At 35.0% G+C, this 23122-nt stretch carries 23 protein-coding genes; 11 read left to right on the forward strand and 12 right to left on the reverse strand.

The features are described 5' to 3' along the window. Positions 1-39: 39 nt before the first annotated feature. Together FQU23_RS03245 and gdhA are read right to left on the reverse strand one after the other, a co-directional pair. Positions 40-2328, reverse strand: coding sequence for a T9SS type A sorting domain-containing protein (locus tag FQU23_RS03245; protein WP_147672555.1), 2289 nt, complete (start codon positions 2326-2328; stop codon positions 40-42). 138 nt (positions 2329-2466) lie between these two features. Next, positions 2467-3810, reverse strand: a complete 1344-nt coding sequence (gdhA, locus tag FQU23_RS03250) for an NADP-specific glutamate dehydrogenase (protein WP_147672556.1) — start codon at positions 3808-3810, stop codon at positions 2467-2469. Between the two features lie 266 nt (positions 3811-4076). On the opposite strand from gdhA, the gene FQU23_RS03255 reads away from it, so the two are divergent. Continuing rightward, on the forward strand, positions 4077-4880 hold the full coding sequence (locus FQU23_RS03255; protein ID WP_147672557.1) for a THC0290_0291 family protein: 804 nt from the start codon (positions 4077-4079) through the stop codon (positions 4878-4880). A 47-nt stretch (positions 4881-4927) separates the two neighbouring features. On the opposite strand, the gene FQU23_RS03260 is transcribed toward FQU23_RS03255, so the two are convergent. Beyond that, positions 4928-6073, reverse strand: coding sequence for a cystathionine gamma-synthase (locus FQU23_RS03260; RefSeq protein ID WP_147672931.1), 1146 nt, complete (start codon positions 6071-6073; stop codon positions 4928-4930). A gap of 105 nt (positions 6074-6178) precedes the next feature. On the opposite strand from FQU23_RS03260, the gene FQU23_RS03265 reads away from it, so the two are divergent. Then, positions 6179-6922 (forward strand): DUF3298 and DUF4163 domain-containing protein, encoded by a 744-nt coding sequence (locus FQU23_RS03265; RefSeq protein ID WP_147672558.1) that lies wholly within the window; start codon positions 6179-6181, stop codon positions 6920-6922. A 302-nt stretch (positions 6923-7224) separates the two neighbouring features. Here FQU23_RS03265 and FQU23_RS03270 read toward each other — a convergent pair whose 3' ends face one another. Next, the gene (locus tag FQU23_RS03270) at positions 7225-7680 is read right to left on the reverse strand and encodes a DinB family protein (RefSeq protein WP_147672559.1); all 456 of its coding nucleotides are present in this window, start codon (positions 7678-7680) and stop codon (positions 7225-7227) included. 77 nt (positions 7681-7757) lie between these two features. On the opposite strand from FQU23_RS03270, the gene FQU23_RS03275 reads away from it, so the two are divergent. From FQU23_RS03275 to nadD, 5 genes are all read left to right on the forward strand, one after another. Next, complete coding sequence (locus tag FQU23_RS03275) at positions 7758-8114, forward strand: arsenate reductase family protein (RefSeq protein ID WP_147672560.1); 357 nt, start codon at positions 7758-7760, stop codon at positions 8112-8114. Then, a complete protein-coding gene (locus FQU23_RS03280) occupies positions 8107-9024 on the forward strand; it encodes a DMT family transporter (protein ID WP_147672561.1) in 918 nt (305 codons plus the stop codon). Before FQU23_RS03275 ends, FQU23_RS03280 begins: the two co-directional genes overlap by 8 nt. Positions 9025-9158: 134 nt before the next feature. Further along, positions 9159-10019, forward strand: coding sequence for a YicC/YloC family endoribonuclease (locus tag FQU23_RS03285; protein WP_147672562.1), 861 nt, complete (start codon positions 9159-9161; stop codon positions 10017-10019). Between the two features lie 41 nt (positions 10020-10060). Then, complete coding sequence (gene gmk / locus FQU23_RS03290) at positions 10061-10633, forward strand: guanylate kinase (protein ID WP_147672563.1); 573 nt, start codon at positions 10061-10063, stop codon at positions 10631-10633. A gap of 108 nt (positions 10634-10741) precedes the next feature. Next, positions 10742-11323, forward strand: a complete 582-nt coding sequence (gene nadD, locus FQU23_RS03295) for a nicotinate (nicotinamide) nucleotide adenylyltransferase (RefSeq protein WP_147672564.1) — start codon at positions 10742-10744, stop codon at positions 11321-11323. On the opposite strand, the gene FQU23_RS03300 is transcribed toward nadD, so the two are convergent. Then, entirely contained in the window at positions 11324-12220 is an 897-nt protein-coding gene (locus FQU23_RS03300) for a LysR family transcriptional regulator (protein ID WP_147672565.1), read from the reverse strand. Positions 12221-12307: 87 nt separating this feature from the next. Here FQU23_RS03300 and FQU23_RS03305 point away from each other — a divergent pair, with 87 nt between their 5' ends. From FQU23_RS03305 to FQU23_RS03315, 3 genes are all read left to right on the forward strand, one after another. Then, on the forward strand, positions 12308-13081 hold the full coding sequence (locus FQU23_RS03305) for a type 1 glutamine amidotransferase domain-containing protein (RefSeq protein WP_165425716.1): 774 nt from the start codon (positions 12308-12310) through the stop codon (positions 13079-13081). 2 nt (positions 13082-13083) lie between these two features. Beyond that, positions 13084-14241: an iron-containing alcohol dehydrogenase gene (locus FQU23_RS03310; RefSeq protein ID WP_147672566.1), complete on the forward strand. Its 1158-nt coding sequence runs from the start codon at positions 13084-13086 to the stop codon at positions 14239-14241. Between the two features lie 286 nt (positions 14242-14527). Continuing rightward, the gene (locus FQU23_RS03315) at positions 14528-15523 is read left to right on the forward strand and encodes an NAD(P)H-dependent glycerol-3-phosphate dehydrogenase (RefSeq protein ID WP_147672567.1); all 996 of its coding nucleotides are present in this window, start codon (positions 14528-14530) and stop codon (positions 15521-15523) included. Positions 15524-15636: 113 nt separating this feature from the next. Here the strand turns inward: FQU23_RS03315 and FQU23_RS03320 are convergent, their stop codons facing one another. From FQU23_RS03320 to FQU23_RS03330, 3 genes are all read right to left on the reverse strand, one after another. Beyond that, positions 15637-16044, reverse strand: coding sequence for a hypothetical protein (locus FQU23_RS03320; RefSeq protein WP_147672568.1), 408 nt, complete (start codon positions 16042-16044; stop codon positions 15637-15639). A 76-nt stretch (positions 16045-16120) separates the two neighbouring features. Next, the gene (gene pheS / locus FQU23_RS03325) at positions 16121-17140 is read right to left on the reverse strand and encodes a phenylalanine--tRNA ligase subunit alpha (RefSeq protein ID WP_147672569.1); all 1020 of its coding nucleotides are present in this window, start codon (positions 17138-17140) and stop codon (positions 16121-16123) included. A gap of 116 nt (positions 17141-17256) precedes the next feature. Further along, positions 17257-17613: a hypothetical protein gene (locus tag FQU23_RS03330; protein WP_132109107.1), complete on the reverse strand. Its 357-nt coding sequence runs from the start codon at positions 17611-17613 to the stop codon at positions 17257-17259. A gap of 227 nt (positions 17614-17840) precedes the next feature. On the opposite strand from FQU23_RS03330, the gene FQU23_RS03335 reads away from it, so the two are divergent. Next, positions 17841-18380 (forward strand): CvpA family protein, encoded by a 540-nt coding sequence (locus FQU23_RS03335; protein WP_147672570.1) that lies wholly within the window; start codon positions 17841-17843, stop codon positions 18378-18380. A gap of 188 nt (positions 18381-18568) precedes the next feature. On the opposite strand, the gene FQU23_RS03340 is transcribed toward FQU23_RS03335, so the two are convergent. The 4 genes from FQU23_RS03340 to FQU23_RS03355 form a co-directional block, all read right to left on the reverse strand. Continuing rightward, on the reverse strand, positions 18569-19312 hold the full coding sequence (locus FQU23_RS03340) for a tetratricopeptide repeat protein (RefSeq protein WP_147672571.1): 744 nt from the start codon (positions 19310-19312) through the stop codon (positions 18569-18571). Positions 19313-19349: 37 nt separating this feature from the next. Next, positions 19350-21101 carry a BatD family protein gene (locus FQU23_RS03345; protein ID WP_147672572.1) on the reverse strand — a complete coding sequence of 584 codons (1752 nt, stop codon included), beginning with the start codon at positions 21099-21101 and terminating at the stop codon, positions 19350-19352. 87 nt (positions 21102-21188) lie between these two features. Further along, positions 21189-21944, reverse strand: a complete 756-nt coding sequence (locus FQU23_RS03350; protein WP_147672573.1) for a tetratricopeptide repeat protein — start codon at positions 21942-21944, stop codon at positions 21189-21191. A 53-nt stretch (positions 21945-21997) separates the two neighbouring features. Then, entirely contained in the window at positions 21998-23032 is a 1035-nt protein-coding gene (locus tag FQU23_RS03355) for a VWA domain-containing protein (protein WP_147672574.1), read from the reverse strand. Between the last annotated feature and the right edge of the window lie 90 nt (positions 23033-23122).

Here is a 23122-nt window from a genome sequence, read left to right on the forward strand (position 1 = left end):
TTAAGTTTCTAATAAATTATAAACTCATGACCACAAACATTATCTTATTATCATTACTTTTTTAACTTTGGTTTCCACTCCGTCTTGGGCCGATATGAAAATCATATACACTCCCGAAGCAACTTTATATTTCCCAAAAGCGGTCGTATCCCATTCTATTGTACCACCTTCTGAAATAGCTTCGTGAACTAAATTACCAGAAATATCAGTAATTTTTACATTTGCTTTATTGATCAAACCTGCGATTTTAACCGTCCCATCATACTCCGGTCGTACTGGGTTTGGGTAAACATAAGCGCCCGTCAAATCCTCACTGGCTTGAGTTGCCGTCCCTTTAAACGAAACCATTCCTTTAGCTGTTGCTATAAAAACCTCCCCTGTAACGCTATTAACATCTATGTCATTTATAATATTGCTGGGCAGTGGAGAATTGTTTATCGTAAAATGGTATTTAGTTTCCTGACCGTTTGGAGAAACCATAAACAAACCAGAATCTGCGGTTCCTATCCATTTATTGTTTGCGCCATCAACCGCAATATCTGTGATAAACTGTTCATAAAGCAATTCTTGCGCCAGGTTATCATCGACTATAATTATAGGATTTGCCGTTAGCTGATTGTCTGTTTGAAAACTCCCCACATTAGACAAGACGCGCAAGCCTTTTATAGTTCCTATCCATAGTTGGTTTCGATTATCAACAGCTACGGCCCTAACATCTGAAGCTGGCAAATTTCCTTTTTCAGTGCCCATTGTGATCTTTTTGAAGGTATTATTATTTTCGCTAAAACCCACAACACCGTCTCTATTTGTCGCCATCCATTTTGTGCCTTTATTATCAATGACCATTCTGCCAAAACTATTATCTTCACTTGCTTCTAATATTTTTTCTGTCGAAAAACTCTGCCATTGCCCATTCGTTCTCAACACTTTTAATCCGTTTTTCACTCTGCTATTCGTCACCCATAAATCACCAGATTTATCAAATGCTGCTCCATTAATTCGAACATCGATATAATTTGTCCCTGCAAATTTTAACGATTCTAGACCGCTATTGGTTTGATTGTATAAAAAAGTAGGAGCGTCTGCCTCGATTTTCAATAATCCCGAAAAGAACGAACTCGCATAAACCTCATCTTCTTTATTAGGATTCACCGTTATTCTACAGATTGATTTAGCATCTAAAACTGATTTATAAGGAATATTTAACCAGCCTGACTGACTGAATTTACTTATACCATAACTATCTAAATCATACGGATTATAAGAAACGTCATAGTCTCCATAAACTGCCCACAAGGAACTTGAAGTAGTTTGAAAAGCAAAAATATTATTTCTGGACGGTCCTATTGGTGTCGTATTCTCAAAAGTAGACGCTGTAGCAATTGTAGTTGTCAGTAAACCGTTTTCTTTTGTTCCAATGTAAATCACATCGTCAATACTTGCAGCGCAGCTAAAAACGGCGCTGTAATCTGGAATTTGATTGCTGTTTAATTGACGTACCAGCGCAAATTGTTTATTAAAAACGTTAATAGTGTTAGCTGTAGTCAGGATCAAATAATTCTCATTAACTCTAATGTCCACTGCAGACTGAGATAGTGTCACAAACACGATAAATGTATTCGAACTTGCGTTATATCTATTCACATTTCCTGAATCATCAACTGCAATTAGTTCCGTTCCAAAAGCCTCAACACCTGACCAATTTCCAGCTGTAACCAATTCCCATTGCTTGTAATCATTTAAGTTTTTACTCGAAATTGGAGCACGACGAACACCGGTATTTGTAGTAGCATAAATAAATCCGTTGTGAATTGCAGTTTGTCTAGCACTTATTTCTGCACCGCCACCCCCAATGAAGTAGGTATCGCCAAAAAGCATTGTTTTTAAATTAAATTGTACAATACCAAAGTCACAAGAAACATAGACAATTCCCTCAAATTCCATAAAATGATTTACTTTCTTTCTATTTGAAGGAAGTTGTTTGTTGATAATATCAACTACGTTCAACATTTTACTGTCCGACTCATTAATCACTATTACAAGACCATTTTCATAGCCAACAAGCGTTTTATTAAATGCAGTACTGTGGTAAAGAGAACTAATTGTTTGACCGGAAAGCCCATCAACAGTATTGGTAGTTACGATTTGGTTGTCCACTTTATTTTTAGAAAACAAAGCGTTTTCTGAGGCCGCGAAAATTGTGGTTGGAGAGGCAGAAATATCCTTAATCTCGTTATATGAAAAATAGCCTTGCCACAACAAATTGTTTTGGGAAAAACCCATTTGTGTGAGTAGTAAAATAAGAAGGCTGTAAAATAATTTCTTCATTACAAATGGTAGTACTTATTATTCACAAATATAATATAAACGGAAGTATTCGGTTTTTGTTCGAATAAAAAAATACCTTCTATCCTATCCCGAAGTACCGAGATGACAGAAGGCATTTGATTTAATTTAAAAACTGATTTATACCACTCCTTGAGCAAGCATAGCATCGGCTACTTTTACGAAACCAGCAATATTTGCTCCTTTCACGTAATCAATATATCCATTTGAATCAGAACCGTATTTCACACATGAAGTATGAATATTAAGCATGATTTCTTTTAATTTATCATCTACTTTTTCAGAATTCCAACTCAGTCTTAATGAGTTTTGAGACATTTCTAAACCTGAGGTGGCAACACCACCTGCATTTGACGCTTTTCCTGGAGCGAAGAATATTTTTGCTTCTTGGAAAACAATAACCGCATCTGGCATTGTTGGCATATTAGCTCCTTCAGCTACACAAATACATCCACCTTCCACTAAAGCTTTAGCTTCCTCTTCGTTTAATTCGTTTTGCGTTGCGCAAGGTAGAGCAATATCACATTTCACTTCCCAAGGACGTTTCCCAGCAACATATTTTGCTTTTGGATATTTTTCAACATACTCGCTAATTCTTCCTCTTAATTCGTTTTTAAGCTCCATTACAAAAGCTAATTTTTCAGCATCAATTCCTTCAGCATCATAAATATACCCTCCTGAATCAGATAAGGTTACTACTTTGGCACCTAATTGATTTGCTTTTTCAACAGCATATTGTGAAACGTTTCCAGAACCAGACACAACAACGGTTTTACCTGCAAAACTATCTCCCTTAGTTTCTAACATACTTTGCGCAAAATAAACAGTTCCGTATCCTGTAGCTTCAGGTCTGATTAATGACCCTCCGAAAGACATTCCTTTACCGGTTAAAACTCCAGTAAACTCATTTCTCAGTCTTTTATACTGACCAAACAAAAATCCAACTTCTCTTCCTCCAACACCGATATCTCCAGCTGGCACATCCGTATTTGCTCCAATATGCTTTGACAATTCAGTCATAAAGCTTTGACAAAAACGCATTACTTCATTATCTGACTTTCCTTTTGGATCAAAATTAGACCCACCTTTTCCACCACCCATAGGTAATGTAGTTAGGCTGTTTTTAAAAGTTTGCTCGAAAGCCAAAAACTTTAAAATACTCAAATTTACAGAAGGATGAAAACGAAGACCACCTTTATACGGTCCTATGGCCGAATTCATTTGTATTCTATATCCTCTATTTACTTGAGTAGCACCTTTATCATCAATCCAAGCTACACGAAAAGTAATGATTCGGTCAGCTTCGACCATTCTTTCCAAAAGCATTTTATTTTGATATTTTTTATTTTCTTCGATAAAAGGGATTACTGTTTCAGCAACCTCTAAAACCGCCTGTAAAAACTCTGGTTCGTTTAAGTTGTTTTTAGTAACCTCTTCCATAAAGGCAGTAATACTTTGTGACATGATAGTTTGATTATTAACGTTTATGAAAACATTTTAGTTAGTGATTACAAATATACAAGTTATTAAAATATTTCTTAATAACATTCAATGATATCTTGGTAAATTGCCTTTCACAAATCATTCTGCAACATACATCAGGATGTTATATTCCACCTAATATTAGAAAACGATTTGCATTTCTTTCGAAATTTAGCTTTTAATTATTTATTTTTAATGGATGATTGATGTTTTTTATATATTTGTAAGTACATGAAAATTTGACTAAAATGCTCAAATACCTCTCTATCGTTTTATTTGTCTTATTTGGATTTTCATATAATTCAAATGCGCAATTTGGATTTTCGCATGAGATAGGAGTTATCGCTGGTCCTGTGGCGTTCCAATCAGACTATGGAGAGCGCTATGACACAAGAACAAATGCAGGAAATACCGGTATGGGAATCGGAATAATTCATTATATCAATTTTTCATACAAAGCAGAATGTAACTGTTATGCTCCTGAAACTTATTTTAATGACCACTTCAAACTTAGAAGTGAATTGTCTTACAATAAAACCAAGTTAGAACATTTTGGAGAATGGGTTTCACCTAAAAATATCACTCTAAGAGCTGACCAATTGAGAGCGATGAAAGGAAACACAGCTGTTACAAATGTAGGAATGCAATTAGAATATTTCCCTTTGAGCATCCGTGATTTTACAGCAACAATAGGAAGTTTAGGACCTTTTGTTAGTCTTGGCGGTCAGTTTAGTTATTACAACACCGAAGCTTATTCAACGATGGGGACTTTAGGAACAGCAGCTACCACATTTCCAAAATATTTAACCCCCACTGACGATCGTGATTACGGGTTTTCCACTGAGGGAGGTACAGTTTGGTCTGTGGTTTCGAGTGTAGGAACACGTTATAAATTAACCCCATTGCAAGATTTAATGATAGATTTGAGATTTCAATATTATTTCTCCGACTGGGTGGATGGCTTAAAACCTAATCCTACATTGTACAAAGAAAACAAGGCCAACGACTGGTTAGTTTGGCTTAATGTGGGATACATATATTACCTTCAATAGCCATCAAATACTCATAAATAAAAGGATATAAAGTTATAGTGTAATTTCTATACTGCTAAAGCTTGTTTTAAATCGTCTATCAAATCGTATATATCTTCAATACCCACACTCAATCGCACCAAATCATCTGTGATTCCAATCTCTTTTCTCTTATCTTCTGGAATCGATGCATGAGCCATCATTACTGGGTAGTTTGCAAGTGATTCTACTCCGCCTAAAGATTCTGCTAAAGTGAATAATTTTATTTTTTCAAGAAAACCAATTGCATCTTCTTTTTTACCCGATACAAAATCAAAAGAAACCATTCCTCCAAAACCACTCATTTGCTTTTTAGCAATTTCATGAAACGGATGACTTGGTAAACCTGGATAATAGACGGTATTAACTTTCGGGTGATTGTTTAAAAACTCAGCCACTTTCTCTCCGTTTTCACAATGTCTTTGCATTCTTAAATGCAATGTTTTTATTCCTCTTAGCACTAAAAAGCTATCCATAGGTCCTAATGTTGCTCCAGTAGCAAATTGTTGAAAATGCATTTGTTTACCCAATTCTTCTTCTTTCATAATCAAAGCTCCTGCTATAACATCCGAATGTCCAGCAAGGTATTTTGTCGCTGAGTGCATCACAATGTCAGCGCCTAAATCTAATGGATTCTGCAAATACGGGGTCGCGAAAGTATTATCAACAGCAAAAACTATTTTATTCGCTTTTGTGATTTTGGCAATTGCAGCGATATCTGCTAATTTCATCATAGGATTCGTGGGAGTTTCTACCCAAACTAATTTGGTGTTTTTGTTGATCAATGAATTGAATTTCTCCATGTCATTCATATCCACAAAATGGAATTTTATTCCAGAATCTTTATAAATTTTACTAAACATTCTATAAGTCCCACCGTATAAATCATCCATAGCAATAACTTCATCAGCGGCCTTCAATCCACGTAATACGCAATCTGTTGCTGCTAAGCCTGAGGAAAACGCCAATCCTCTTGCCCCATTCTCAATACTGGCTAGCGCATTTTCTAAAGCTGCTCTTGTAGGATTTGCAGTTCTACTATATTCATATTCCCCAATCGGTTGCCCCGGACTTGTTTGTGCAAATGTAGTCGTTTGATAGACCGGCGGCATAACAGACCCTGTACTTGGATCATGATGTTGCCCGCCGTGAATTGCTTTAGTATTGAATTTCATATCCTTTTTATTTTCAAATGTAAATGGTTTCATAAACTTACCCATTATTTTATTCTTAGCAAGCGACAAGTTGCTACCTTTGTATTTAATTAACACTTTTTTTACATGAAAAATTACATCCTTTTTGCATCCCTATTATTTCTATTTATCAGTTGTAAAAAAGAATTGACTTTTGAAAATCAGTCTTTCGAAAAAAAGACAACTTTAGCTTGTAAAGACAAGTGTCCTTATATAAATGTACGGGTTCCTATAGCTAAAGATGTTCCTGTAGTAGCCGACAGCATCAATAAAAAAGTATTCTCTGTTTTGAAAGAGATTGTGTACTTTGGAGAAAAGCCCTATACCGCTACTGATTATAATGGATTAGTGACTTCCTTCATCGAATCTTACGAAAAACTGCAAAAAGATTTCCCTGGAGATTCTTTTGGCTGGGAAGCCCAAATTGATGGCGAAGTAAAATACAGTTCTGAAAACATCATCAATATCGAAATCAAACATTACACCTATACTGGCGGCGCTCACGGTTATCAAGGGATGCGTTCTTTGCTGTTTGACCCAAAAACAGGAAAAATGATTAATCAAAATCAATTGTTTAAGGATCGAAATGCTTTTAAGACTTTCGTCGAAAAGAAATTTAGAACCAAATATAACATCCCCGAAAACGGGTCAATTAATGCCACAGGATTTATGTTTGAAGCCGATACTTTCCAGTTGCCTCAAAACCTATTTTATACCGATAAAGGATTGGTTTTATTTTACAACCCCTACGAAGTCGCCTCTTATGCTGATGGAACAAAAGAATTATTGCTACCCTATAATGAAGTGAACGATTATTTGCTGATTAAATAGTCATAAATGCGAATCAAGGTTTAGCATAAACATTAAACCTTCAATAAATTACACCCGACAGGTTTTCAAAACCTATCGGGTGTTGATCGAGAATCAATTCGTTACTTTTTTTACTTTGATTCACATTATTAGATTCGCAGTGCGTTTTAGCCCCGATTGAAATGAAAATACTCTCGCCCGCTGCCCTATTTTTTCTGGTAGAAAAGAGCGACCAAAGGAAGCTCCTTTTATAGCTTAGAAAAAAAGAGCAGCGGGCGAGAGATTGTAATGGAAAGTGGGATTAGCTCCTAACGCTAATCAGCCTAAATAAACTTTCGGATACTCATTATAATTCCAATGTGAAGGCCTTCGTGAAAATTGTTGAAAGCTATCGCATCTGAAGCGCTATTTAGAACGATCCCCGCTGATGTTGGGTATTCCTGATAATTAATAAAGAGGTTGTTTTCTAAATCGGTTTCCGTTTGATTGATGGTTTCTGCAAGTAATGATTGAATTTCATCGACTTCGGCTTGCGTTGCAATATGTTCTGGCTTGGTTCCTTTTTTATATTTCTCGACCATTTCGTCTGAAATCATCATAGGCAATCCCGATAATTTATAAACCAACATTTGTTGAACTACAATAACATGGGCGATATTCCAAATCAAGTTATTATTGTATCCTTCTGGTATTTTATTCAATTGTTCCAATGTATATCCCGCCAACATTTGAGATAATAAGTTTCTACTTGTTCTGGTAACGTCTATTGTTTGTTGCATTTTTCTATTTTTTTGATAAAAATAATCATTTTCCGTCTTAAATGAATTTTCTTTGCAAAAAGAAAATGCATCTTATTATGAACAAAATATATTACATCGCTTCCTGCGATACTTGTAGAAAAATTATAAAATCGTTACCGAAAGGAAATGACCTTGTGTTCCGTGACATCAAACAAAATCCATTAAGAACAGACGAACTGGAGGAAATGTACCAACTTTCAGGAAGTTATGAAGCGTTGTTTAGCAAAAAAGCGCAGTTGTACAAGTCCATGAATTTGAAAGACAAATCCTTAACTGAGCACGACTATAAAAAATACATTTTAGAACATTATACTTTTTTGAGCCGACCGGTTTTTGTCATCAACAATGCTGTTTACGTAGGCGGAACGCAACAAAACATGCTTCAGGTAATGAAAGCGTTGGCTAATGTCTAAAAGGAATGTCGCGCTGTTTGGCGCTACCATTGTTTCCGTAATTTACGGAGTCACTTTTACCATCGCAAAGGACGTCATGCCGAAGTATATAGATGCCTATGGCTTTATTTTGTTGCGAGTAAGCGGCTCGATGCTTTTATTTTGGCTTTCTTGGCTTTTTATGCCAAAGGAGAGAATAGCCTTCAACGATTTTCCGCGTATTATTGCTGCGGCATTCTTTGGTGTCGCTTTTAACATGCTTACCTTTTTTAAGGGACTAAGTCTTACTTCGCCCATATCAGCTTCCGTGATTATGGTGACAACACCTATGATTGTGTTAGTTCTTTCGGCAATTATTATGAAGGAACGCATGCGAAAACGAATGGTCTCCGGTATTGTTCTAGGATTAATAGGCACAGCATTTCTTATATTATACGGCCAATCCATTGGCAGCGCCACAAACGCGAACCTTGGCAATACGCTTGTTTTTGTAAATGCCGTATCCTATGGTTTTTACTTGATCATCGTCAAGAAATTAATGGAGAAATACAACGCCTTCACCTTTGTGAAATGGGTTTATTTATTCGGTTTTTTAATGGTATTGCCTTTTGGCTGGAGCCAATTTACAGCTGTAGATTGGTCCGTTGTTCCTAAATCTATCTATTGGAAAATAGGATTTGTAGTGGTCATTTCCACTTTCGTAACCTATTTACTGAACCTTATCACCATGAAAGAATTAAAACCAACAACTGTTGCCGTTTTTATTTATCTCCAACCGCTTTTTGCCACAATATTTGCCATTGGATTAGGCAAAGACGAATTGAGTCTGGTGAAAATATTGTCGGCAATATTGATATTTGTGGGTGTTTATATGGTGACATCCTCCCCCCAGACTGCTCTGAAAGAGGGGGAGACTGAAATTGAAAAGTAGAAATTGAAAATTGGAATCGGAAACCCGCTTGTGAAAATTGAAACGCGAAAACAGTGAGTATGACAAAGACTGAATACTAAAAAACGGACCACTGACCACTTTTTTATTACCTTTGAACTCTTTTAGAAAAATATATGATACAATCAATGACCGGTTTTGGTAAAGCAACGATTCAATTACCAACCAAAAAAATAACAGTAGAAGTAAAATCCTTAAACAGTAAAGGTTTAGATCTAAACGTGAGAATGCCTTCGCTTTACCGCGAAATGGAATTGGGATTACGTACTCAAATTGCTTCTACACTTGAAAGAGGAAAAGTAGATTTTTCTATTTTTATCGAAAGTACCGCTGAACAAACCACTACCAAAGTGAATGTGCCAATCGTAAAAGCATACATCAACCAATTGAAAGCCGTTTATGCAGATGCCGAAGAAACTGAGTTAATGAAAATGGCAGTGAGAATGCCAGATGCTTTAAAAATTGAGCGTGATGAAATTGATGAAAATGACTGGGGCCAAATTAAAGTCGTAATCGAAGAAAGCTTAAACAACATTAAGACTTTTAGAAGAGACGAAGGAATGTCATTAGAGAAAGAATTTCAACTGCGCATTGCAAACATTCGTCAATACATGACAGAAGCTTTAGCATTAGATCCAGAGCGAGTACAAGCTATAAAAGACCGTCTACAAACTGCTATCGATGAGTTGAAAGTTAATGTTGATGAGAATCGTTTTGAACAAGAATTAATCTATTATTTAGAGAAACTAGACATTACGGAAGAGAAAGTTCGTTTGACAAATCACTTGGATTATTTCTTAGAAACTATAAACGGAACAGAAGCTAATGGTAGAAAATTAGGTTTCATTACTCAAGAAATGGGACGCGAAATCAATACCATGGGATCTAAATCCAATCATGCTCAAATGCAGAAATTAGTCGTTCAAATGAAAGACGAATTAGAAAAAATAAAAGAACAAGTTTTGAACGTATTGTAATCCCTCTAGCCCCCGAAGTGGGAATTAAAAAAATAAAAAAAATGAATAAAGGAGGCAAATTAATCGTGTTTTCGGCACCTTCAGGATCTGGAAAAACGACCATAGTTAGGCATTTATTAAGTAAAGAAGATCTGAATTTAGAATTTTCAATTTCGGCGGCCTCTCGTGATCCTAGGGGCGAGGAAGTAAGCGGAAAAGATTACTATTTCATGACTACTAAAGAGTTCAAACAACACATCAAGAATGACGACTTCCTAGAATGGGAAGAAGTATATAGAGACAATTTCTACGGGACTTTAAAAAGTGAAGTTGACCGCATCTGGGCCAAAGGAAAAAATGTGATTTTTGATATTGATGTCGTTGGTGGACTCCGTATTAAACATAAATTTCCGGAAGAAACACTAGCCGTTTTCGTGAAACCACCAAGTGTGGATGAATTAAAAAGAAGACTTAAGGAACGCTCTACTGAAAGTGAAGATAAAATCAATATGCGAATCGCAAAAGCTTCCGTTGAGTTAGCCACTGCTCCACAGTTTGATACTACTATAAAAAACTACGATTTAGATACGGCTAAGGAAGAGTCTTATCAATTGGTAAAGGATTTTGTGAAATAAAAACTTTTCTGCAGAGACTCGCAAAGAAAAAAAGAGCTACGCTAAGTAGTTAAATTACTTTGTGAGTCTTCGCGAAAATTTTGTGAATCTTTGTGAAACATAATATTTATGAAAATAGGATTGTATTTCGGAACGTTTAACCCCATTCATGTTGGGCATCTGATAATAGCTAACCATATGGCTGAAAATGCCGACTTGGACCAAGTTTGGTTAGTAGTTACGCCACACAATCCTTTGAAGAAAAAAAGTACCTTGCTTGATGACTCCCACCGCCTTCAAATGGCGCATCTTGCTACCGAAGATTTCCCGAAATTAAAACCTTCTGACATTGAATTTAAATTGTCGCAGCCTAATTATACGGTGAATACACTAGTTCATTTGGAAGAGAAGTTTCCCAATCATGAATTTTCATTAATTATGGGCGAAGACAATTTGAAATCTCTGTACAAATGGAAAAATTATGAGGTGATTTTGCAAAATCATACCATCTACGTTTATCCTCGCATTTCATCTGAACCTGAAAATCTAGAACTTAAAAATCACCCAAAAGTACATTTGATCGACGCTCCCATAGTTGAAATTTCTTCTACTTTTATTAGAAATAATATTAAAGAAGGAAAAAATATTCAGCCTCTTTTGTCGGCTAAAGTCTGGGAATATATCGATCATAATAATTTTTATAAAAAGTAATTATTCCAACGCCTTTTCCAATTCCGCGGCAATAATTGCAAAAGCGGAAGTAAGGGTATCGTTTTTGCCTGAGATTAAAAAAACCTCAGTATTGGGCATTTTCTTGCTATTCCATATTTGCTGTAATTTTTCATCTTTAATAAATCCTTTACTATTACAATCCCAAACTACAGCAAGACCTGTATTTTTTGAAAGTGCTTCCAGCATTTCATATTCAGAAGGAATAAAAAAATTAGGAATCATCGAAGGCCTTTTCTTGCTGAAAACATGCAGCCAAAATAATTTTATATGTGGAATACCTGAATCATGACTGTACCATTTTTGTTTATTTAACCAGTTCTCCACTTCCGAGAATTCTTTAGCTTTAATTTTAGACTTTACATCGGAAGCATCAATATTTGTCGAGCCTACAATAATTTGTTTGATATTGCCGACCTTCTTTTGTACCGTATCGAAAGTGTCATATTGCTTAGTGACGATGGCAAAACTTAGTTTTTTCATGTCAACCAATTCAAAAAGCGTATCATTTTCATGGAAACTAAAATCGATATAATCAAATTTAGAAAGCAAAGAACTCCCGATACTACTGAACAGGTGTTTCGAAATTCCTATCGAAATTAACTGATTCGTATTCACTGCTTTAGAACGAAAACTACTCTCTACATTTTCAAGCCGATCTAGAGCATCAATGATTAAATTATTGAGTAACTTAGCGTATTCTGTTTTCTCCACCCCCTTGGATTTCCTATTGAACAATTTATAACCAACATGCGCCTCCAGCATTGATATGTGCTGACTTACGGCTGGCTGGCTGATATACAATTCTTTAGCGGCTAATGAAAAATTACCGTTTTTATAAACAGATTTAAAGGTTCTGTACCATTCTAGATTGACCATGATATAAATATATTTATCACAAACATAATTTAAATTATTTTTACTAATAACATATTCGCCTTAAATTTGTATAAACAAAAATCATACATGAAGAAAGTTGCATTATTTGCCAGTATAGTATTATTAACGTCTGCGTGCTTCACAGCAGCAGCACAACAAAAAAATAAAAAGACCATGAAAAAAGTATTATTTGTTCTTACCAGCCATAGCGAACTTGGAGACACAGGAGAAAAAACAGGATTTTGGGTAGAAGAATTTGCTGCTCCATATTATGCATTATCTGATAAGGGAGTAGAAATTGACATTGTAACTCCTTTAGGAGGACAGCCTCCAATTGATCCAAAAAGTGATGATCCATCTGCCGCGACAGAAGACACTAAAAGATTTGATAAAGACGAAGCTTTAAAAGCGAAATTAAAAAATACAAAAAAATTAGCCACAGTAAATCAAGCTGATTACGATGCCGTATTTTATCCAGGAGGTCATGGACCAATGTGGGATTTGGCTACAGATAAAAATTCTGCAGATTTAATTTCATCTTTCTACAGTAATAATAAACCAGTAGCTTTTGTATGTCATTCTCCGGCAGCATTAAAAAATGTGAAAGTGAATGGGGATTATTTAGTTAAAGGAAAAAAAGTTACCGGTTTTTCTAATACAGAGGAAGCCGCAGTAGGATTAACAGATGTAGTTCCGTTTCTATTAGAAGATGCCTTACAAGCTAATGGAGCAGCATATTCTAAAGTAGGAGATTGGCAACCTTATGCAGTAGAAGATGGTTTATTAATTACAGGTCAAAATCCAGCGTCTTCTATATTAGTGGCCGAAAAATTATTACAACAATTAAACTCAAAAAAATAAGCATGTTAAACTTTGAATTATACAACCCTACGAATTTAGTATTTGGTAAGGGACAAATAGAAAAATTAGGTGAATTAGTACCAAAAGGAGCTAAAATATTATTGGCTTACGGAGGCGGAAGTATTTTTAAAAATGGAATTCATGAACAGGTCATAAACAATCTAAAAGGATTTGAGATTGTTGAATTTAGCGGAATTGAAGCAAATCCACATTTCGAAACCTTAATGAAAGCCGTTGCTATTGTAAAGGAACAAAAAATCGATTTTATTCTAGCCGTCGGTGGTGGCTCTGTAATTGACGGTGTGAAATTTATTTCTGCAGCAGTTAACTATAATGGAGATCCAATCGAGATTTTGCAAAAGCGTATCTTAATTAAAGAAAATGCAGTGCCTTTTGGAACAGTATTGACATTACCAGCTACAGGAAGTGAAATGAATTCGGGAGCAGTTGTTACAATTGAATCTACTAAAGAGAAACTAGCTTTTGGTGGTTCTGCTTTGTTTCCAAAATTCTCTATTTGCGACCCAACAGTAATTGAATCTTTACCAAAAAGACAATTGCAAAATGGTGTAGTTGATGCCTACACGCACGTAATGGAACAATACTTAACTTATCCTCACGAAGGATTTTTACAAGATAGAATAGCCGAAGGAATTCTACAAACTTTAATTGAAGTGGGGCCAAAGGTCGTAGAAAACCCAAAAGATTACGCTTTAGCGTCTAACTTTATGTGGAGTTGTACGATGGCTTTAAACGGATTGATCCAAAAAGGAGTACCTAGCGATTGGGCAACTCATATGATTGGCCATGAATTGACTGCTATGTACGGAATTGATCATGCACGTACCTTGGCTGTAATTGCACCTAGTTTATACAAAGTGATGTTTGAAACTAAAAAAGGAAAATTAGCACAATACGGAAAACGTATTTTTAATTTAACTGGAACTGAGGATGAAATAGCGAACGAGGCAATCAATAAAACAGTTGAATTTTTCCATACTATGGGAATGGATACTAAATTATCTGATTATACAAAAGACTACGACAAAACCGCAGACTTTATCGTGAATCGTTTTGACGAAAGAGGTTGGAAAGGTTTAGGAGAAAAGCAAAATATTACATTAGAAAAAGTGAAATCTATTGTTGAAATGAGTTACTAGTTAAAGAAAAGTAAAATCTAGCTCAAATAAAAAGGCGTTCTTGAATTAGATTCTAGGACGCCTTTTTCATAACACCAAAACAAAACTAACTAATTCCAAATTCATAAATAACTTAATTAATAGTAAGTTACAACGTTAAAAAAATAACTATATTGTATTAAATTACAAAATATTTGATTTTTTTATGATTTTTACTTTTCTAACTTAACAAAACTTCAAGTATCATTACTTATTTTTTGTTTAATTAATCCATTTTTAAGTACTTTTGGTTAAATTTAGTAAACAAATGAGCGGTAAAATAAAATTTGCAGTTATTGGTGGTGGAAGTTGGGCAACAGCAATTACAAAAATGTTATGCGTCAATCTTTCTGAAGTTTCGTGGTACATGCGAAACGAACCTGCAATTGAACATATAAAAGCACACAAACACAATCCGAATTATTTAAGTTCGGTGGAATTTGATACAAAAAAATTAAAGCTTACAAGCGACATTAATGAAGCAGTTGCTTATGCTGATTACATCATTTTCGCCATACCTTCGGCTTTTTTAGGAGGAGAATTAAAAAAGCTAACCGTTTCTCTAGAAGACAAAGTAATATTTTCTGCGATAAAAGGAATTGTTCCTGAGACGAGTATGATTGTAGGAGAACATTTCCATTTTAAATATGACATTCCTTACCATAACATTGGAGTAATTACAGGCCCTTGCCATGCTGAAGAAGTTGCTTTAGAGCGTTTATCGTATCTAACAATTGCTTGCGGTGATGCCGAAAAAGCAAAAATAGTTGCCAATAATCTTTCTGGGAACTATATAAAAACTAAGATCACAGACGATATCATAGGAACTGAATATGCCGCGATGCTTAAAAATATTTATGCTATAGCCGCAGGAATCGCCCACGGTTTAGGTTATGGAGATAATTTTCAATCGGTTTTGATGAGTAATGGAATTCGGGAAATGAAAAAATTCATCAAGAAAGTCCATAAAATGAAGCGTAACATTAATGATTCGGCTTATTTAGGCGATTTATTGGTAACAGGCTATTCTATATTTTCAAGAAATAGAATGTTCGGAAATATGATTGGAAAAGGATATACAGTAAAAAGTGCTATGATGGAAATGAGCATGGTTTCTGAAGGCTATTACGCTACTAAAAGCGCTTACAAACTAAATCAAGGCTATGGTGCAAAAACTCCAATAATTGATGCCGTTTATGAAATTTTATACGAAGGAAAAGATGCCAGAGCAGTTTTCAAGAAATTGACAGATCAATTGGATTAAAAAATAATTCTTCTTCAAATAAACAAGAGTAAAAAAACAACCGCAGATTCACAGATTTTATAAATTAATCTGCGAATCTGCGGTTGTTTTTTATTGGTATATGAATAAAAAAACTATCTCACGATAATTCCGTCCACGAATAATATTGGCACTTCTTCCACAGAATTTTCATTGATACAATCAGCTTTAAAAATGAATTTTTTATCGTACAATTTGTCTCCTATAAAATAGGTCACCATGAATTCATTGTTGAGTACTAAAACACTTTTTTCGAGCATTTCTATTTTCACCACCGAAACTGCAGGCACTTCTACAAAGGCATGACGCAACAAAGATGTCTTTTTCATTTCGCCATCGATAGTTCCAAATGCTTTAGAAACAACCATCACGCTTTCGATAAGAAAATCACTGTCATTCACTAAATAAGCGTACCAAACTTTCTCCATAAAATCGTCACTCCATTCTTGGACAGCGACAATAAATACATTTTCTACTTCGGGGATATGTATGTCCTTTTTCATAAGATAGTGTTCAGTCCTTAGTTTTTAGTGCTTAGTAATACTAACCTTTACTAGCTACTAATCACTAAAAAAAAAATTATATACTTGATTTAAATTGCTCTAAGAAACGTACGTCATTTTCATAAAACATACGGATATCACCAATTTGATACAGCAACATAGCGATACGCTCTATTCCCATTCCAAAAGCAAAACCATTGTATTCTTCAGGATTGATTCCACAGTTTTTAAGAACATTAGGGTCTACCATTCCGCAACCCATGATTTCTAACCAACCGGTACCTTTGGTAATTCTATAGTCTGTTTCTGTCTTTAAACCCCAATAAATATCTACTTCAGCACTTGGCTCCGTAAATGGGAAATAAGAAGGGCGTAAACGGATTTTTGACTTTCCGAACATCTCTTTAGTGAAATATAAAAGTGTTTGTTTTAAATCAGCGAAGGAAACATCTTTATCGATGTATAGTCCTTCTACCTGGTGAAAGATACAGTGCGAACGTGATGAAACGGCCTCATTACGAAAAACTCTTCCTGGAGAAATCGTTCTAATTGGCGGTTTGTTTTCCTCCATGTAACGCACTTGTACTGATGAAGTGTGCGTACGCAACAAAATATCTGGATCAGTCTGGATGAAGAATGTATCTTGCATATCACGCGCCGGATGGTATTCTGGCAAATTTAATGCAGAGAAATTATGCCAGTCATCTTCGATTTCCGGTCCTTCGGACACATTAAAACCAATATTAGAGAAAATATCTATGATTTGGTTTTTTACCAATGAAATAGGATGACGCGAACCAATAATCATTGGTTCTGACGAACGTGTTAAATCACCATAAAAACCCTTCGTTTCCTCTTTGCTTTCTAAAGAATCCTGAATGCTTTTAACTTTTTCTTCTGCAGAAGATTTTAGCAAATTAATCACCTGCCCAAATTCCTTTTTCTGATCATTAGGAACATTCTTGAACTCAGCAAAAAGTCCTTTTAAAAGTCCTTTGCTACCCAGAAATTTGATTCTAAACACTTCTAATTCTGCTTTATCTTGTGTAGAGAATGCTTGCGCTTCCCCAATATATTCTTTTATCTTGTCTATCATTTTCATCCAATAATTGAGAGTGCAAATTTAAGCATTTTTTATTTATTAAGTACGCAGTGGCAGTCGCAGTTTTCAGTAATGTTGATCGAAGACTGTGAATGGAAATCGGATACAAGTTACGATATCAATTCTCTTTCGATAAAATAACTAACAATAGCTTCTTTCATTAAAACAGATTGCTCGCCTGCCTTTAGTGTTGGTAATTCTTCTTTAACACGATAATGAGGCCAACCTTCTTCATCGAAAAATTCGAATTCATAGAAGCCATACGGCTCTAATAAACGGCAAATCGCGATATGCATCAGGTTTAATTTTTCGTCTTTTTTAAATTCACGGTGTACTTTCCCGAGTTCTTGGACCCCTATCAAATAGATAATGGCATCTAAATCTAGATCTTCACCTTGCGAAAATTGATTAGAAAGTATTTGCACAAGCTGTTCCCAGCGTTCTTTAAGTTGATTGTCTCTTGACATTTTTTTAGAAAATAAAATAAAGAATAAAGAGAAAATACTTCATTCTTTGAGTTTTAAAAATTTAATTCAGGCAAAGATAAGAACTCCGTTTTTGACTTCGGGATTTTCTATTCTCTATTTTCTTCATTCTTTTATAGACTTCTCTCTTTTTCTTAGTTTTTCCCCTATTGTCTGCTGTGTTTTCTTTATTCTTTTATCTTTGCTCCATTCTATTTTATTAGTTAACTATGAGTTTTTTAGATATTGTTTTAGGTGCATTACTTCTTTATGCTTTATTCAAAGGAATGAAAAATGGGCTTTTCATTGAATTGGCTTCCTTAATTTCACTTATTTTAGGAATTTACATGGCTATAAAATTCTCTTATATGATAAGAGCAATGCTTGCAAATCATGTTTCCTGGTCACCAAAATACATTGAAATAATCGCATTTGGACTCACTTTTATAGCTGTGGTACTTGCCGTTCATGTATTGGCAAAAGTTCTAACGGGGATTATGGATTTTGCCTTTTTAGGTATATTTAATAAGTTAGCTGGAGGTGTATTTAGTGTTCTAAAAACCATTTTACTTTTAAGTGTAGTAATTAATCTTTTTCAGAAAATCAACATAAATAATATGATTGCAAAAGAAGAAACGCTTGATAAATCGATGTTTTACAATCCTATTCAAGAAGTTTCGAAATACATTTATCCTTCATTAGAAAAGTGGTATAGCGATTTTAGAGAAACCAAGAAAGTAGAAGAGACTAAACAAACAACTATGGACTAAAAGTCCTTAGTTTTGGTTTGGCAGACCAAAAGTCTGTACGGTTAAATTACAGATCTTGACCGCAAATTCGCTAATTATTATTATTTTTAAATTTGTGAATTTGCGGTGTTAAAGTTTTTAGAAGCTAAAGCCAAACGTACTTAAAGTATATAGTTTTAATCTCTATTTGAGACCAAATAATCCACAAACTATTTCACTTCCTTTAAAGCATCATTTTCAATCCAACCTTCTGTACCGTCGGTTAATTGGACTTTTTTCCAATTATCCACTTCCTCTTCAACAAAAACTTTCGTCCCTTCATGAAGCACAAAAACAACCGAACTTCCGCCTTGTGGCTCGCTTCTTACCTCCGCAATTTCGGCAAAAACAATCGCTGGTTTTTCATTATCATCATAGCTTTTTTCGAAGAAAGCCGCTGCAACTGTAATCACAATAAAAACAATAAGTGCAAACATTATAAAAAACGAAATCCTTTTGGCCAACGTAGTTTCTGAAAAATAATAGCCTAAAAAAGCAAGTAAAAATGAAATGGATAACCCTATCGCAATCCACGACCAAGTATTGTAATGATAAATTCCGGTAAAATCACGAAGCAACTTGGCAAAACCCACCTTTGGCACCACCTTGACTTCATCAATAGTTCGTTTTTGAGCAAATTTAAGGTTGTTAATTACTTCACGATCATTTGGACTCAGCACTAAAGCCTTCTCATAGCTATAAATAGCCGGCGCCACTTTGTTCAGTTTATAATAACAGTTCCCAAGGTTAAAATACAATTCTGAGGAATGTTGATTTAATTTCAATACGCTTCCATAAGCATCAATGGCTTGCTCGTATTTCCCTGCTTTATACAATTCATTCCCTTTTTCGAAGCCTGTTTGGGCAAAGAAAACTTGAGTTGTCAGTAATAATATATATAAAATATTCTTCATTGTTTTGGTTCGTCAATTACAAATTACTTGTTGTCAATTATTGTATCTGCTTTTCTAAATCAGAAATTATCGACACTGCTTTCTCATAATCTTTTTGAATGGTCGCACTCGATGAAGGCGCATATCGCGCAATTTCGCAATTCTCAGTCAGTGCAATAAAATCATCTACCGCGATAGGATTTGCATTTTTAGCTAACAAAATTTCTTTGATATTGTCTTTACTCATCTCCGAAGTTTCAATATGTAATTTGGCTTTCAAAAAGTTGTGCATTGCTTTTTCAAGGGCAACATAAAACGGCTCTTTATTGCTTACTTGCTTTTTCGCTTCTGATAAATATTTCTTTGCTAATTTATTATTTCTTCTTATTCTGTTGCCTACTACATCTCCATCAATTGCTTCTTTTTTCTTCTTAAGCAATACAATTATTGGTAGCATTAAAAAAGGAAAAAACAACAATCCATAGAACAATTGTGAGCCAAAGAAATCGTTCTTTTTACTACCAACCAAATTTGTCTTTAATTTGATGTACTTAAATTGCTCTGTAGCCGAAATTTTATTTTTACCACTTTCTGAATTTGCAGCAGTGGCGTCATTCGCAGTGGGCCCATCTAAAATAGTAATCATAATCTCAGCAGAGCTTATAGTTTTATATTTTCCTGATCCCAGATCAAAATAAGAAAATTGCATCGGTTTTACAGGATAATTCCCTTTGTACTGCGGTATAATGGTGTAACTATCAGAAATTCTCCCCGAAGTTCCAGACAACGAAGTATTCACATTCTCAGTATGCACCGCATCGTACATTTCTAATGCATTTGGAACAACCGGCTTTGGCAAAGTGAATAGCTTCATATTCCCTTTACCGCTTACACTTACAATCAAGTCCATACTCTCGCCGTTTTTCAGACTTGTTTTTGTAGGCGTTACTTTGAAATCAAAACTTCCCACGGCGCCCGAGAAATCAGCTGGTTTCCCTGCTTCTGGAAGTGCTTTTACAGTAATCGTTTTAGCACCCGCAGACACTCTCTTACTATCTTCAGCTATTACAACACGCCCAAAAACATCCCTACGATTCGTAGGCAGTTGCACATCGATATCAAGTGAAAGAGGCTCAATTGTCAATTTACCTGATTTTTGAGGATATAAAACTGCTTTCTTAAGTACAATATAACGATAGCGCTCTCCTTTAAATGTTCCTTCTTCGGCAACTAATTGTTTAATCTCTATGTTTTGGCTCCAAAAATCATTGTATTTCGGTTTATTGAGCTCTCTAAAATTGCTTATCCCAATATTATTACTGAAATACAATTTATAAACAACCGTAATAGGCTCATTTACATAAGGATTTGTTTTAGAAATATCAGCAATTAAATACAAGTTATTATCTGCTGAAATACTAGTATCATTAGGATCTTTAGGTTGTTCCACCGCAGCGGTAACATTTATTTTAACCGGATTAGTTTTATACACCTGCCCATTGTATTCAATTGTGGCTTGCCTGATTGTTAAATTTCCCTTTTGGGTGGGCACAAGGTAGTAAGAGTATATTTTCTCGAAAGAACTTCTTCCGTTTATCCATGACTGACTCACTTGTTGGCTTGGCCCCGCAATGACTCTAAATCCATCAAAAGAAGGTTCGTTAAAATTGTCACCATCAATATTCATAGCAAAATCAACCCGCACTCTTTCATTTAGTCCAAGCGTGGTTTTACTGACTTTAGTCTCAAATTGTACTTGAGCTAAAAGTCCTTGAAAACTTAACAATATTAAAATTAAATATCTTTTCATCTTTTAGTCAATCCTTACTTTCCTTTCGGATTTATTTTAGTCCCTGTTTTATTACTACTTATTTTTTCCACGTCAAAACATACTTAATTACCAATCTTTCTCTGTCTTTGTTGGCTTTCCTTTTACTTTTTGAGCATTTACTTTGTCTTGAATTTTCTTTTCTTCATTGTTAACCGCATCCAAAAGGTTTTCTAATCGTTGCTTAGAAATCCCACCTGGTTTTGGTTGTGGCTTTTGTTGATCTTCCGGTTTTTCGTCTTTTTTGTCGCCGTCTTTTTTATCCTTATCCTTATCCTTATCATCTCCCTTGTCGTCCTTCTTATCTTTATCTCCTTCTTTTTTATCCTTGTCCTTGTCTTTATCTTTTTTATCCTTATCGTCCTTGTTGTCTTTAGGCGGGTTTTCTTTCAGCATTTTTTTTGCTAATGCGAAATTGTATCTTGTCTCCTCATCTGAAGGTTTGTTGCGCAGTGCGTTTTTGTAGGCTTCCACCGCTTGCGTATAATTTTTTTCTTTCATAAACACATTCCCTAAATTATGATAGGCTTTGTGTTTTTGAGGTCTTGACTCTGTGTTTTTAATCGCTTTGGCGTAAGCATATTTAGCTTCAGATGCTTGATTCTGTTTGTAAATTGCGTTACCTAAATTATAAGGAGCAACAGTTCTGTTTGGGAATTTTGAATTTGAAATTCTATAATCTGCTTCTGCATCCACGAATTTATTGTCTGCATATTCTTCGTTTGCTTTAGCTAAGCTTTTATCTTTCGCTTGTGCAAATACGCCTCCCAGCCCTAGAAATAGAATTGAAAAAGTGGTAAGTATATATGTTTTAAAATTCTTCATTTTTATAAAATTAGGCTAGTCCTTCTTGGTTTAATGCCTGAAGGAACAGTCATTTATTTTTCTTCGTTAAATAGATTCATTTTCTTCACCCAATTTGTTTTCTTTTCCAATAAAAACAAATCCAAAAACAATAAAAAGAATGCAAAACCAAGAAACCATTGAAACTGCGATTGGAAATCGGCCATTTGAGTGGATTCAAATTCTGTTTTCTGAATATCATCTAAACTAGCCTTAATGTATTCCAGCACTTCTTTGGTGTTATTCCCGTTGACATATCCTCCTTTAGTTGCTTTAGCAATCGCCTCCATACTGCTACGGTTCAATTTTGTAACAACAACCTCATCATTATTATCTCTTTGATAACTTTCTACAACACCATTCTTCTTTAAAGGAATCGTTCCACCCTTTTCAGTTCCTATTCCTATTGTGATGATTCTCATTCCCTGCTTATTCGCTTCGTCTGCTGCTATTTTAGCCCCTTCAGAATGGTCTTCACCGTCAGAAATTAAGATCAAAAGCTTACACGTTTTACTCTTATCGTCAAAATAGGTTGAAGACAGCTTTATAGCTTCGTCTAAGGAAGTTCCTTGTGAAGACACCATTTCAGTATTCATACTTTGTAGAAACATTTTGGCAACACTGTAATCAGTAGTTATGGGCAACACTGGAAAAGCGCTACCCGCATAAGCCACAATCCCTATTCTATCATTCCCTAATTGATTGACAATTTGCGAAACAATTTGCTTGCTTTTTTCTAATCGGCTTGGCGCAACATCTTCGGCAAGCATACTTTTGGACACATCCATCGCAAAAACGATATCAATCCCTTCTCGTTTTACCGTTTCCATTTTAGTACCAATCTTTGGATTTACCAATCCAAAAATCATTCCTGCCAAAGCCAAAAGAATCACAACCAATTTAAAAAGAGGCTTGAAAAGTGAAGATTCAGGGCTTAGTTTTTTCACCATTTCTAAATCCCCAAATTCCTTCTTCTTTTTTCTTTTCCAATAGGAGGTATAAAGGAATAGTACCACCACAAATGGCAGTATAAAAAGTAAGTATAAATATTTTATTTCGTCTAATTCCATTTTTAGTATTCAGTGTTCAGTATTCAGTGTTCAGTTCGCAGCGGCCAAACAATGCTCAGCATTCTTTTTTATCTTCAAAGCAAAACACCA

This window comes from Flavobacterium sp. XN-5, from assembly GCF_008033395.2.
Taxonomy (GTDB): domain Bacteria; phylum Bacteroidota; class Bacteroidia; order Flavobacteriales; family Flavobacteriaceae; genus Flavobacterium; species Flavobacterium hiemivividum.